Raw genomic sequence first — 14,088 nt, 5'->3', positions numbered from 1 at the left:
CTGTTTTGTAGTATTCCATCTACATTTCCAGCTAAAACTTGCTGTACAAATAACCTGTACAACTAGGGTGCAATCCATTAAAATTAAGAAGGGGCTATTCGCCCCTTTTTAATCCAAATTTCTCAATCTTGCTGTATAAGTGACTGCGTTGTATATCAATGTCGTCTGCAGTTTTTGAAACGTTCCAGTTATTTTTTTCCAGCTTGAATTTAATGTATTCACGCTCCGCGTAATCTTTATATTCCTGGAAGTTTTTAAACTTCTCATAATCGGTTTGAGGAGCTGCCGCTACCGGTGCCGAAGCGGTGCCTGCGGCTATAGTAACAGGTGCCGATGGGTTGGCAAATGCCCGCACATCATTATCAGTAATTACCTTATCACTTAGTATAATAAGGCGTTCAATCATGTTGCGCAGCTCGCGTATGTTGCCTGTCCATGGCAGTGCTTTAAGAGCTTCTAATCCAGCTTCGCTTATGCGTTTGGTTGGCATACCATACTCGCTGCATATCTCTTCTAAAAAGCTGTTAGCTAATAACGGAATATCATCACGGCGCTCAGCCAGCGGAGGTACGTGTATTAATATTACACTCAGCCTGTGGTACAAGTCCATACGGAAATTACCATCTTCAATTTCTTTAAGCAAGTCTTTGTTGGTTGCAGCAACAACACGAACATCAACCTCAATTTCTTTTTCACCACCAACACGGGTAATCCTGCTTTCCTGTAAAGCACGTAATACCTTTGCCTGGGCTGAATGGCTCATATCGCCAATCTCGTCCAAAAATAAAGTTCCACCGTTTGCCGATTCAAATTTACCGATGCGTTGTTTTACAGCTGAAGTAAACGACCCTTTTTCGTGGCCAAAAAGCTCACTTTCAATAAGCTCCGAAGGAATAGCAGCACAGTTAACCTCAATGATAGGTGCATTTGAGCGGTTTGATTTTTCGTGCAACCAACGTGCTACCAACTCTTTACCGCTACCATTGGCTCCGGTTACTAAAACACGGGCATCAGTAGGGGCAACGCGATCAATAGTTTCTTTGATTTTTAAGATGCCCTGAGATTCGCCTAAGATAGGACGTACTTTCGAAACCTTCCTTTTTAAAACCTTAGCTTCGGTAACTAAGCTGCCGCGATCTAACGCATTCCGTACTGTGATAAGCAGTCGATTTAAATCAGGCGGTTTGGATATGAAGTCAAACGCACCTTTTTTACTTGCTTCTACAGCCGTTTCAACTGTACCATGACCAGAGATCATGATAAATGGAAGATCAGGTTTAATAGCTAAACCATCGGTAAGTACCTCAAGCCCGTCCATGCGGTTCATTTTAATATCGCACAGTACTAAATCGTAATCGTTTTTTTGTATAAGTTGTAGTCCATCAACGCCGTTGTCAACGTCTTCAACCACATAATCTTCGTATTCTAAAATTTCACGCAGGGTGTTGCGAATCGCGCGCTCGTCATCAATTATTAAAATTTTCGCCATGTTTTTCTATTCAAAGGAGGTAGTAGTAACGGTGCTAATATAGGATTTTGTATAGTAAAACAAACACTTGGCAAATTGTTTGAAAAAAAATAACCCTTTATGCCAAAAGCATAAAGGGTTTAAATACAGCTGCAAAATTATAAGCCGGGTTTTGTGCTGTCTTTCAACAGTTTCTATCATTAATCTTGGCTTGTTATTGCTAACAGGCTCTAACAGCCTACCCATTACAGTTATACCTGAGTATACAAAGCGAGCAACTCTATTACTGTAACCTATTTGGCTTTTCAACTCCTGAGGTTTACCGCAAACATGGTCGCCCATGCAAGCCGTGAGCTCTTACCTCACGTTTTCACCCTTACCGGCGGGCCGGCGGTATATTCTCTGTGGCACTTGCTGTCGCCCGCTGCGTGGCGCCTTCCCGTTAGGAAGCAGGATGCTCTATGTTGCCCGGACTTTCCTCCGCCTGTTTAAAGGCAGCGATAGAACATTTTGCGTTGCAAAGATACGCAATTAAGGTGCATATCCCTATTTGTTTAAATTGATGTTATGTATGTATTAAGCCTGCTTAATGCTAATTATTTATTTAAGAGTTAAAAACAATAGCAATGTATTGATGGTTATTTCTGTAGCACCATAAACGATAGAACCTATGTTAGCATTTGATCAAGATACCTGGACTACTGAACAGGAAACACAGACCCAATTACGCCGCAGTTCTGATGATGAGTTGGACCGCGAAAGATTGTTAAGAGCTGAATCTCCGGATCCTGAAGATGAGGATTATGAAGACGAAGATTTAGACCTGGATGAAGATGATGATTTGGATTTAGATGAGGAAGAAGACCTGGATGATGATGTTGTACCAGGTTATGACACCGATTTAGATGAGGAAGATGAAGATGAAGATTTGGACGATCCGTTGAGAGCCGAACTAGACGGAGATGGCGACGATCTGAACTCAGATGATAACGAAATTCCTGAGCACGAGGAAACTGATGACCAGGATTTCGGATATCCAAATGAGCAGGAGGTACGTCAGCCTCAGGAAGGCAGTGATGGTTCATACAGCGAACAAACTGATGTTACACCACCACGCCCTCATGAGTTTCCTTCAGAAGGAAGTCCTAAAACTGATTTTAGCTCACGTCCGCAAGGTCGTACAACAGGTCGCATGGTAGGACATGAGCCAGGTACCGAAGGTATTTAATATTATAAATTACTAACTTTTATGGCCGCTTTCTAATATGAAGCGGCTTTTTTTGTATCAGACGAATATGGGAAGTTTGCAAACTTACTGCTTCGGTAGCGCTCATTGCCGCGCAGGCTATTTCTTTTGTCATAGCCACAAAAGAAACAAAAAGGCCTATTCATTGCAATCCCTTTCATCTACACAGGCAGCTCCCGGCCGGGTGCGCTGAATGCCCCACGCTCTTTCGAATAGTTAACGAGAAAAATGTAATTCAGTAATTTATCAAATTCTGATTCACACAAAAGCACTGCCCTAACGACAACTCTTTTCCGCGGCATCAGTGTTTTGCGGGTAGCACAAGCCTAAGTTAAAGCACAGCATTAAGTAGCAAATAAACGTAGCCGCAAGTTTTCTTTTTGGTAGCTTTTTCTTTTGCATAAAAGAAAAAGTACATCCACAGTCGTTGGTGCAACCACTTTACTTGTCCTAACAGGGCACCGCAAGGAGTTTAAGCACAAAGCAATATTTGCGCTCATTATCTTTGCAAGGCCCAAATCGCTTCGAAGAGATTTCTCCTTAAGTCGAAATGATAACATATTTAAGGACCCTACTATAATTCTAAATTAAAATACCAGCATTCCCTTCATTTTTCTAATTTTGCGTTTTCATCCATCAAAACACAATATAGTGGAGCAAGACCAACTTACTACTGTTGACACGGCCAAAGATCTTGGCCTCTTACCTGAAGAGTTTGAGCGTATAAAAGAAATACTGGGCCGCGTTCCCAACTTTACCGAGTTGTCTATATTTTCGGTAATGTGGAGCGAGCACTGTTCGTATAAAAACTCTATTAAATGGCTTAAAACTTTACCGCGTGATGGTAGCCGCATGCTGGCCAAAGCAGGTGAAGAAAATGCAGGTGTGGTTGATTTGGGCGATGGCATTGGCTGTGCATTCAAAATAGAATCGCATAATCACCCATCGGCTTTAGAACCATATCAAGGTGCTGCAACCGGTGTAGGTGGTATTAACCGCGATATTTTTACCATGGGTGCACGTCCAATTGCGCAGTTAAACTCACTGCGTTTTGGGGACCTTAACCTCGACCGTACCAAATGGCTCGTTAAAGGCGTGGTAAAAGGCATTGGTGATTATGGTAATGCCTTTGGTATACCGACCGTAGGCGGCGAGCTGTTTTTTGATGAATGTTATAACGTTAACCCTTTAGTGAACGCTATGTCGGCCGGTATTTTGATGGCTGGCGATATGGTTTCGGCTACCTCTTACGGTGTAGGAAACCCGGTTTATATCGTAGGTTCTTCAACCGGTAAAGATGGTATACACGGTGCAGCTTTCGCCTCCAAAGATATAACCGAAGATTCGGTAAATGATTTACCAGCCGTACAGGTGGGCGATCCGTTCCAGGAAAAGTTATTATTAGAAGCTTCGTTAGAAGTTATTAAAACCGGTGCCGTAATTGGTATGCAGGATATGGGTGCGGCAGGTATAATTTGTTCAAACTCTGAAATGTCGGCCAAGGGCGAACATGGTATGGTAATTTGGCTAGACAAAGTGCCAACGCGCCAGGAAAACATGAAGCCGTTTGAGATACTGCTGTCAGAATCACAGGAGCGTATGCTTATTGTGGTGCAAAAAGGCCGCGAAGCTGATGTGCAGGCTGTATTTGATAAATGGGATTTGAACTGTGTACAGATAGGTGAGGTTACTAATACCAAACGCCTGGAATACTTTATGAATGGCGAAAAAGTAGCCGACGTGCCAGCCGACGATTTGGTATTAGGTGGCGGTGCCCCGGTTTACGAGCGCGAATACCGCGAGCCGGCTTACTATGCCGAATATCAAAAGTTTGATATTAACAGCGTACCGGTTCCTGAAAACCTGGTTGATGTTGCCGAGCATTTAATTGCTCACCCTAATATTGCATCAAAACGTTGGGTAACCGACCAGTATGATAGCATGGTTGGTACATCAACCATGACTACCAACCGCCCGAGCGATGCCGCCGTGGTAGCTGTAAAAGGCACTAACAAGGCTATTGCCTTAACGGTTGACTGTAACTCACGCTATGTAAACGCTGACCCGCAAAAAGGTTGCGCCATTGCCGTAGCCGAGGCTGCCCGTAACATCACCTGCTCAGGCGGTGATCCGGTGGCTATAACCAATTGTTTAAACTTTGGTAACCCTTACGTGCCTGAAGTTTTCTGGCAATTTGTGGGTGCAATTAAAGGTATGGGCGAGGCTTGCCGCAAGTTTGATACGCCGGTAACAGGTGGTAACGTAAGTTTTTACAATCAATCTAGCGATGAAGGTCCGGTGTTCCCTACGCCAACAATTGGTATGCTGGGTGTGTTGGATGATAAAGACAACATTATGACCGCCGACTTTAAACAGCCGGGCGATTTTATTTATCTCGTAGGCCAATCACAAAATGATATTGCATCGTCACAATACCTTGCCTCTTACCATAAAATAGCAGCATCGCCAGCTCCTTACTTTAATTTGGATGAGGAGTATAACATGCAGCAGGTAATTAAGCAACTGATTTTAAGCAAGGCTATCCAATCGGCTCATGACGTGGCCGATGGTGGTTTATATATTGCGCTACTGGAATCATCAATGCCTTTAGGTTTAGGTTTTGATATTGCAACCGATGTTGATTTCCGCAAGGATGCATTTTTATTTGGGGAAGCGCAAGGCAGGGTAGTGGTGAGTGTATCACCGGAAGAGCAAGACCGCTTTACGGAGCTTATGGCTACCAGCGAAGTAGAGTACACTTTATTGGGTACTGTAACCAATGGCGGCTTAAACGTTGATGAGGAGCTTTACGGCCACATTACCGACATTAAATTAGTATACGATAACGTACTGCACGTAGCACTGGGCGAATAAATGCTTGGATTAAAGCGCATACACCACGTAGCCATTATTTGCTCAGATTATGAGCGAAGCAAACAGTTTTATGTGGAAATAATGGGCTTAACCGTAGTGCAGGAAATTTACCGTGCTGAAAGGCAATCATACAAGCTTGATCTGGCTGTCGCAGGGCAATACCAGATCGAGCTTTTTTCGTTCCCTGACCCGGCTGCCAGGCCATCGCGGCCCGAGGCTGCAGGTTTACGCCATTTGGCATTTACAGTTGAGGACATAGAAGCATCAATATCTCACCTTAGCCGCTGGGGTGTAGCTACCGAAGACATTAGGGTAGACGAATACACCGGCCGCCGCTTTACTTTCTTTGCCGACCCGGATGGCTTACCACTGGAGTTGTACGAGGAGCGCTAGGAGTGAGTGGGTGTTCTACCAAATCCCACTTGTCATTTCCAACGTGAGAGATCTTGTTCAAGTTGCCAAGCTTATCTGCTCTAGCAAGATCACCTTTAAGTTGTAATGACGTAAGCGTATAGCCCCCATGTCCATATTCCATTTCAAACAATTTAGTGTAGACCAAACCGGTTGCGCCATGAAGGTGAATACCGATGGTGTACTCCTGGGCGCCATTGCAGATGCAAGCCGGGCAGAAACTATATTGGACATTGGAACTGGCACAGGCGTTATTGCATTAATGCTGGTGCAGCGTTTTGAGCAAGCCTACATTAGTGCTGTTGAACTGGACGCTATCGCCGCGCAAACCGCCAAAAAGAATTTTGCAATATCGAAGTTTGCCGACAGAGTAAACGTTTATTGTAAATCGTTTCAACAATACTTCGCCGAACATCATGAGCAGAAGTTTGATGTAATTGTATCCAATCCGCCTTTCTACATACAATCGTTACCATCTGCGGAAACACAAAAAACCTTGGCAAAACATGCCGATGATGATTTTTTTAAAGAACTGATTAGTAACAGCGCACGTCATTTAAACGATGATGGTGTTTTATGGCTCATACTGCCCCTTGCCACATCTGCACTGGTAAAACAATTGGCTTCGTCCAAAGAATTATACTTACAGTCGGTAGTCAGCATCCATTCTTACCCACACTCCAATGCTCACCGCGAGATACTGGCTTTGGGCAGGCGTCAAACTAATACTAAACATTGGCGTTACAGTATTTACAGCGAGCCGAAACTTTATACCGATGAATACCGGAATTTGCTGAAAGACTTTTTGACTATATTTTAGACAGGGCGTCTTATAAGATCCTTCTTGTTACTTTGAATGTCAGTGAGACCACTTTTGGAACTAATGAAGTTAATCGCTTCAAAAAGATTTTCCCAATCTTCGAATTAACTAGGTAAGCTGAGGACTTTATTTAAGTACATGGCAGTCAGCTCATTCATTTGACTATTTTATAATTAAACTACATGACCCGTATAGGTTTATTATCTGATACTCACGGCTATTTAGACGATGCTGTGTTTAAACATTTTGCCAACTGTGATGAGATTTGGCACGCCGGCGATTTTGGCACTATAGAGTTGGTTGAGCAACTAGCTGCATTTAAGCCGTTAAAAGGTGTTTACGGCAATATTGATGGCAAAGAAATACGACAAACCTTTCCGGAGCATTTGCGTTTTATGTGCGAGGACCTCGACGTTTGGATGACGCACATTGGTGGTTATCCCGAAAAATACAGCCCTGATGTAAAGCGTACTATTTACACTAAGCCTCCCGGATTATTTATTAGTGGACACTCTCATATATTGAAAGTTATTTTCGATAAAAAGATAAATTGTTTGCATTTAAACCCCGGGGCGGCCGGAAAACAGGGTTGGCACAAAGTTAAAACATTGATGAAATTTTGCGTTTCATCAAAAAATATTCATAACTTGGAAGTCGTAGAACTCAAAAATAATATGTAATTAATACACTAAGCCTATGAAAGCAGCAAAAACTTTAGGACAATTTATTATCGAAAAACAGGCCGACTTTCCTTTTGCCAAAGGTGAACTGTCGCGCTTGCTGCGAGACATAGGTATAGCTTCCAAAATTGTAAACCGCGAAATTAACAAAGCCGGTTTGGTTGACATACTTGGCGAAGCAGGAACCACCAACGTGCAAGGTGAAGGGCAAAAGAAACTTGACGTTTATGCCAACGAGCAGTTTATAGCCGCGCTGCAAAGCGGAGGAGAATGCTGTATAGTGGTATCAGAAGAGAATGACGAGTACGTTTATATAGACTCTGAGATATCAAAAAATGCTAAGTATATTGTAGCTATTGATCCTTTGGATGGCTCATCAAATATTGATGTTAACGTGGGCGTGGGTACTATCTTTTCAATATATCGCCGTAAATCAACGGAGGGTAAAGCTACAATTATTGATGTATTGCAACGTGGTGTTGAACAAATTGCCGCCGGATATGTAATATATGGCTCATCAACCATGTTGGTATACACCACTGGCAAAGGTGTGAACGGTTTTACGCTTGATCCTTCCATAGGCGAATTTTGCCTGTCGCATCCGGATATGAGCGTGCCTAAAGACGGTAATATTTACTCAATTAATGAGGGATATTACGCGCATTTTCCTGATGGTATAAAAAAATATATTAAGTATTGCCAGGTAGAAGACGATGCCACACGTCGCCCTTATACTTCACGCTATACCGGTTCAATGGTAGCAGATATTCACCGTACGCTTATTAAGGGTGGTATATTTATGTACCCTATAACAGCACAGGCGCCAAATGGTAAGCTTAGGTTGGTGTATGAGTGTAACCCAATTGCTTTTATAGTTGAGCAGGCAGGAGGAAAGGCAACCAATGGTTATGAACGTATTATGGAGCTTGAGGTTAAAGAATTGCACCAGCGTTCGGCCATTATTATAGGATCTGAAAATATGGTTAAAAAAGCAGAAGAAATGCTGGCTTGCTTTTCGCCCCAAATAACCAAACGTAATTTTGAAGGCGAACTGGTAATTCAATAATTGTTTAAGCGTTACCTTTAGCGTTTTCCATTTCGAAAACTGAGTCGATTAATAAGTCTTTTTGTTTAGATGCGGCCACTGCAAGTTGGTCGCATCTTTCATTTTCAGGGTGCCCGGCATGACCTTTGACCCACACAAAGCGCACTTTGTGGAGTTTGCTAATTTCTACATAGCGCAACCATAGGTCTTTGTTTTTTTTACCCGCAAAGCCTTTAGCCAGCCAGCCATTAAGCCAGCGTTTTTCAATAGAGTCAATCACATACTTTGAATCGGAAAAAACGGTAACCTGTTGCCCTGGCGCTTTAAGTGCCTCAAGGCCCTTAATAACGGCCAACAGTTCCATACGGTTATTGGTGGTCTTACGAAACCCTTCAGAAAGTTCTTTGTAGTGCTGGCCTGCACGCAATACCACGCCATATCCACCCGGACCAGGGTTGCCGCTTGAAGCGCCGTCTGTAAAAATCTCAATCATAAATTAAGCTGCAATGATAGCATGAATTATGGTGATTTAACACGCATAATATTTTTTAAAAAATCTTTTGCAAATGTTGTTCTAATTTCTACTTTTGTACCCACAAACACGGTAGGTATAGCTCAGTTGGTTAGAGCATCGGTTTGTGGTACCGAGGGTCGTCGGTTCGAGCCCGATTACTTACCCCGTTTTTTAAAAGCCTTTTTCACGAATGTGAAAGAGGCTTTTTTGTATACAGAAGGTTTTGATTTTCTTAACAAAGCATCCGCAATAATTGTCAATCAGCAAGCAATGTAATTAATCAGCAAAACTGTTTTGTTACTATCTGACTGATAACGCTTTTGAAATAGCAGAAGTACCCCTTCTACTCAAAAATTTTATTCAATTAAAATTAAAGGATTTCCTCCCAGATAGCTAAAGCTCTGTTTGAGCTAATACGCACTAAATTTTCTTTGGTCATCGAGTCATCCTTTTGATGATTGTCGAATTAAAATCCTATATATATATAATTTATGTGATGCAGTTTGATGGTGCTACAAGTCTTGAAGAACATTCCACATAATATCCTAACCTCCAACTTAAACCCAGCAGGAAATTCAATGAAATTTTAAAATAAACTTTTTGAAAATTTAATTAAAGTAGCTAAACTTACATAAAAATTAACGTAAGTTTAACTTATAATGAGTAAGGTAGAAGGCTACATTAAAAACATGATCAAAGAATTATATTTTGGTCAGGCACTTTCTTGTACAGATATTAGCCGGAGAACGAACAAAAGTTTACCGGTGACTACTAAGTTATTAAACGACTGTATAGAGGAAGGATTTGTGTTTGAAACCGGTTACGCTCCATCTACCGGTGGCCGCAGAGCTCAAACTTATTCTCTCAAATCCGATGTTATCTATATAGTATCGGTTGCTATGGACCAGTTAGTCACCCGCCTGGTTATCATGGATGGGCAAAATAATAATGTAACCGACGTTCGAAAACTTGATTTGGCTCTAAAGCAGGGACAAGAAGGTCTGCTGGTATTGACCGATGCTATAAGTCAGCTTATAAAAGATTCAGGAGTAAGTAAGGAAAAGATAGTTGGAATTGGTATTGGTATGCCTGGTTTTGTTGACATAGCCAAAGGTATAAATCATACCTTTTTGAATAACGATGGGCAAAGCATCACCTCTTACATAAAAAAAGCCACAGGCTTACCCGTTTTTCTTGATAACGATTCGAGCTTGATTGCATTGGCCGAACAAAAGTTTGGGCATGCTCAAGATCAGCAAAATGTTATGGTAATAAACATTGGCTGGGGTATAGGTTTAGGTATGCTTATTAACGGTAACCTGTTTAGGGGCGATAATGGTTTGGCGGGTGAGTTTAGCCATATACCAGTTTTTATAAATAACAAGCTATGTAGTTGCGGTAAAACTGGCTGTCTTGAAACAGAAGCATCCATGTTGCTTATAGTTGAAAAAGCTAAAAGTGAAATTGAAGGTGGACGCATGTCTATGCTGACTCAAATGAACCTTGAGAGCACAGAAAATGCAGCCAACGCCATTATGAGTGCAGCCCTTAAAGGTGACACGTTTGCGGTGGAACTGTTTTCTGAAGCCGGTTACAATATTGGCAGGGGAGCGGCGATACTAATTCATCTGCTTAACCCTAAACTTATTGTGTTAAGCGGCCGTGGTGCAGCGGCAGATAAGTTGTGGCTGGCTCCGGTTCAACAGGCAATCAATGAACACTGTATCCCGAAAATAGCTGAGCATACTGAAGTCAAAATATCTACGCTAGGGTACCAGGCCGAGTTAATTGGCGCTGCAGCGCTGGTAATGGAACACTACAACGAGATAAATCATCATATTCAAGGTCTTCGCAAACCAATTTTAAACTAACAATAAACACACATACACAATTAACCAATCATTATGAGGTATACTATTACCAAAAAAACACTACTCAGTTTACTGCTGAGCTTTTGTGTGGCTATAGCATTAGCCCAGCAAAAAAGGACCGTTACCGGTACGGTAAAGGATGAGTCAGGACAGCCTATCGTTGGTGCCATTTACAAAGTAAAGGGTACAGATGTAGGTGGCGCAACAAATGCCGAAGGTCGTTTTACTGTTTCAGTCGAAGGCGAACGACCGGTGTTGGTATTCAGCTTTATAAGCTTCAAAACACAGGAAGTAACTGTAGGTGCCGATAATACCGTTAATGTTACCTTGCAAAACAACAATCAGGCTTTGAGCGAGGTTGTAGTAACCGCATTAGGTATCAAAAGGGAGCGTAAGTCGTTAGGTTACGCCGTCCAGGAAATCAAAGGGGAAACACTAGTAGCCGCCCGCGAACCGAACGTTACAAATGCGTTATCGGGCAAAGTGGCCGGTTTACAGGTTATTCGTTCCAGTAATGGTCCTGCCGGGTCTTCTAAAATTACCTTGCGTGGTAATAATTCCTTAACCGGCAATAATCAGCCGCTTGTTGTTGTCGATGGTATTCCCATCAATAACTTCATTGGTACACCAAATAACGACTTTTATAATCCGGGGCAGGATTTAGGTAACGGTTTATCCGATATCAACCCTGAAGATATTGAAAGCATGTCGGTTTTAAAAGGTGGTGCAGCGGCCGCTTTGTACGGCACCCGGGCTGGTAATGGCGTTATCTTAATTACAACTAAATCGGGCCGTGCGCAAAAAGGTTTAGGTATCAACGTATCATCATCAGTTGGTTTTGAAACAATATTTATGAAACCGGAGTTTCAGAACGAGTTTGGCCAGGGTACTGACGGAATTTTTGACAATCGCTCACGATTAAGCTGGGGACCTAAAATTACAGGTCAGGTTTTACCAAACTGGGATGGTCGTGAATTACCTCTAACGGCATATGACAACCTGGGTGCTTTTTTGCAAAAAGGAATACAAAACACACAAAGCGTTTCATTACAGCAACAGTATAAAGGCACGTCTGTTTATACCTCTTACAATCGTTTAAATAGCACCAGTATCATCCCAGGAGTTAAATATGAGCGCCAGAACATTTCTACTCGTGCAGTGAGTAAATTCGGCAAAAACGATCGCTGGACCGCAGATACCAAAGTTCAATTTTCAAATGCAAATGCTGTTAATCGTCCAATTGGCGGTACGCGTACAGATAATCCTTTTTACACAACCTATCTGTTGCCAAGATCTTTAAACATCAAAGATTTCTCAAACGCGGTGGATGCTAACAATAATATGTACTGGTATGGTGACCCAGGGCCAATAAATCCTTACTGGACCGTGCGCAACAATAGGAATCAGGATATCAGAGATCGCTTTATCATGAATGCATCATTGAGGTACGAATTTACGTCATGGTTAAATTTAGAGGCCAAAGCCGGAGCCGACATGTATACTACCGACTATGAAGAGAAGCTTTATGGTGGTAGCCCTATTGCTATGAATGGTAGATATTCTACCGGTAAGCAAACCTTTCAGGAAACTAACTACAGCACATTGCTGAGTGCCCGTAAAGATAACGTATTTGGCAAATTAGGTGGATCGGCTACATTGGGTGGCAACTTAATGTCCCAAAAATCAACAAACTTACGTGCGTCATCCGGAGAATTAAATGCACGTGACTTTTTTTCATTAACGAATGGAAAAAACAATCCTACGATTGACGATCAGTCTCGTCCAAAGCGTGCAATCAACTCGATATATGGTTCGTTAGGTGTTAATTGGGATGGCTACTTATTTTTAGACGGAACTTTCCGTAACGATTGGTCATCAACTTTAAGTCCTGCAAATCGCTCATTCTTTTATCCTTCAATAAGTGCATCGTATGTCTTTACCGATATGTTAACCAGATTTGGTAAAAAATTGCCCTCTTGGTTAACCTACGGTAAAATAAGAGGTTCGTATGCGCAGGTGGGTAATGACTTAGCTTTTAACCAGCTATACAACACCTATAACGTTAACAAAGACCCTCTTGGAAACACAACGGCCGGTCGTAAACCAACTTTGTTTGATGAAAACGTAGTTAACGAGTTGATTAAAACATTGGAGTTAGGTGCCGAAATGCGTTTCTTTAATGGTCGTTTAGGATTTGATTTCACCTATTATAAAAACAATGGCGTTAACCAGTTACTGATATTGCCTTTAGATCCATTAAGCGGTTACAGCAACAAAATAATTAATGCTGGAAACATTCAAAATAAAGGTATTGAAGCAACAATCGACGGACGCATTCTTCAAGGTCAGCGTTCATTAAACTGGAATGTAAGCGCTAACTTTTCAAGAAATGTTAACACTATCGAACAGCTTTCTCCGGAAGTAAAAAGCTACCAATTAGGTGGTTTTGATGCGGTAGGTATATTAGCCGTGGAAGGACAGAAATATGGCGATATATACGGTAACAAATTTCAACGAGTAACTGACGCAGCCAGCCCATATTTTAACCAATTGATTTTAAATTCAGATGGTAACCCACAAATAGATAACACAAGTACAAAATTAGGAACGCAGCAACCATCTGCTCTATTGGGTATAACCAATAGTTTCAGCTTCAGGGGAGTATCCTTTTCCTTTTTGTTTGATGCGCGCTTTGGCGGACAAATTTACTCGGCTACCAATTTAAATATGCAACGAGCCGGTACCGCTGCTGCTACCGTTGTTAATGGAGACAGAGCTAACTTTGTACCGGAAGGTGTGGTTCTTGTAAACAACGCTTACCAGCCAAATACTAAATCTGTGGTTCCGCAGCGTTATTGGGAAGCGGTTACCGCCAATGGAAACCTGGGCGTTGTTGAGTCTAATATCTACGATGCAACCAATATTCGTTTACGAAACGTACAACTCAACTATCAATTGCCGGCTAAGTTGCTTGTCAAATCACCTATACAACGTGTAAACGTAGGTGTATCATGCAACAATGTTTGGATGATAAAAAGCCATTTAAACGGTATCGATCCTGAATCGGTTTATGCTACAGGTACTAACGCCGTTGGTTTCGAAAACTCCAGCGCGCCAACTACACGTTTATTATTATTTAATTTAACACTGGGTTTTTAA

General features: G+C 42.0%; 10 protein-coding genes, 1 tRNA gene and 1 other RNA gene. 9 read left to right on the top strand and 3 right to left on the bottom strand.

Annotated features, from left to right (window positions below; translation table 11 throughout):
- Positions 1-94: 94 nt before the first annotated feature.
- A complete protein-coding gene (locus GO816_RS11935) occupies positions 95-1,489 on the bottom strand; it encodes a sigma-54-dependent transcriptional regulator (protein ID WP_157542158.1) in 1,395 nt (464 codons plus the stop codon).
- 124 nt (positions 1,490-1,613) lie between these two features.
- An RNA gene (gene rnpB / locus GO816_RS11930) (RNase P RNA component class A) lies at positions 1,614-1,985 on the bottom strand.
- A gap of 153 nt (positions 1,986-2,138) precedes the next feature.
- Between rnpB and GO816_RS11925 the strand changes: the two genes are divergently transcribed.
- From GO816_RS11925 to fbp, 6 genes are all read left to right on the top strand, one after another.
- On the top strand, positions 2,139-2,696 hold the full coding sequence (locus tag GO816_RS11925; protein WP_157542157.1) for a hypothetical protein: 558 nt from the start codon (positions 2,139-2,141) through the stop codon (positions 2,694-2,696).
- A gap of 669 nt (positions 2,697-3,365) precedes the next feature.
- Complete coding sequence (gene purL / locus GO816_RS11920) at positions 3,366-5,588, top strand: phosphoribosylformylglycinamidine synthase subunit PurL (RefSeq protein ID WP_317163627.1); 2,223 nt, start codon at positions 3,366-3,368, stop codon at positions 5,586-5,588.
- Positions 5,589-5,981 carry an SMU1112c/YaeR family gloxylase I-like metalloprotein gene (gene gloA2 / locus GO816_RS11915; protein WP_157542155.1) on the top strand — a complete coding sequence of 131 codons (393 nt, stop codon included), beginning with the start codon at positions 5,589-5,591 and terminating at the stop codon, positions 5,979-5,981.
- Between the two features lie 127 nt (positions 5,982-6,108).
- Positions 6,109-6,819 carry a tRNA1(Val) (adenine(37)-N6)-methyltransferase gene (locus GO816_RS11910; protein WP_157542154.1) on the top strand — a complete coding sequence of 237 codons (711 nt, stop codon included), beginning with the start codon at positions 6,109-6,111 and terminating at the stop codon, positions 6,817-6,819.
- A 182-nt stretch (positions 6,820-7,001) separates the two neighbouring features.
- Positions 7,002-7,499, top strand: a complete 498-nt coding sequence (locus GO816_RS11905; RefSeq protein WP_157542153.1) for a metallophosphoesterase family protein — start codon at positions 7,002-7,004, stop codon at positions 7,497-7,499.
- A gap of 16 nt (positions 7,500-7,515) precedes the next feature.
- Entirely contained in the window at positions 7,516-8,565 is a 1,050-nt protein-coding gene (gene fbp / locus GO816_RS11900) for a class 1 fructose-bisphosphatase (RefSeq protein ID WP_157542152.1), read from the top strand.
- A 4-nt stretch (positions 8,566-8,569) separates the two neighbouring features.
- On the opposite strand, the gene rnhA is transcribed toward fbp, so the two are convergent.
- On the bottom strand, positions 8,570-9,037 hold the full coding sequence (gene rnhA / locus GO816_RS11895) for a ribonuclease HI (RefSeq protein WP_157542151.1): 468 nt from the start codon (positions 9,035-9,037) through the stop codon (positions 8,570-8,572).
- A gap of 111 nt (positions 9,038-9,148) precedes the next feature.
- Here rnhA and GO816_RS11890 point away from each other — a divergent pair.
- The 3 genes from GO816_RS11890 (at position 9,149) to GO816_RS11880 (ending at position 14,088) form a co-directional block, all read left to right on the top strand.
- Positions 9,149-9,222: transfer RNA gene (locus tag GO816_RS11890), tRNA-His, on the top strand.
- A gap of 495 nt (positions 9,223-9,717) precedes the next feature.
- Complete coding sequence (locus tag GO816_RS11885) at positions 9,718-10,929, top strand: ROK family protein (protein ID WP_157542150.1); 1,212 nt, start codon at positions 9,718-9,720, stop codon at positions 10,927-10,929.
- Positions 10,930-10,962: 33 nt separating this feature from the next.
- On the top strand, positions 10,963-14,088 hold the full coding sequence (locus GO816_RS11880; RefSeq protein ID WP_157542149.1) for a SusC/RagA family TonB-linked outer membrane protein: 3,126 nt from the start codon (positions 10,963-10,965) through the stop codon (positions 14,086-14,088).

The organism is Mucilaginibacter aquatilis, assembly GCF_009755275.1.
Lineage (GTDB): Bacteria > Bacteroidota > Bacteroidia > Sphingobacteriales > Sphingobacteriaceae > Mucilaginibacter > Mucilaginibacter aquatilis.
The sequence above is the reverse complement of the archived record's forward strand: the minus strand, read 5'-3'. Positions and strand labels throughout refer to the sequence as shown.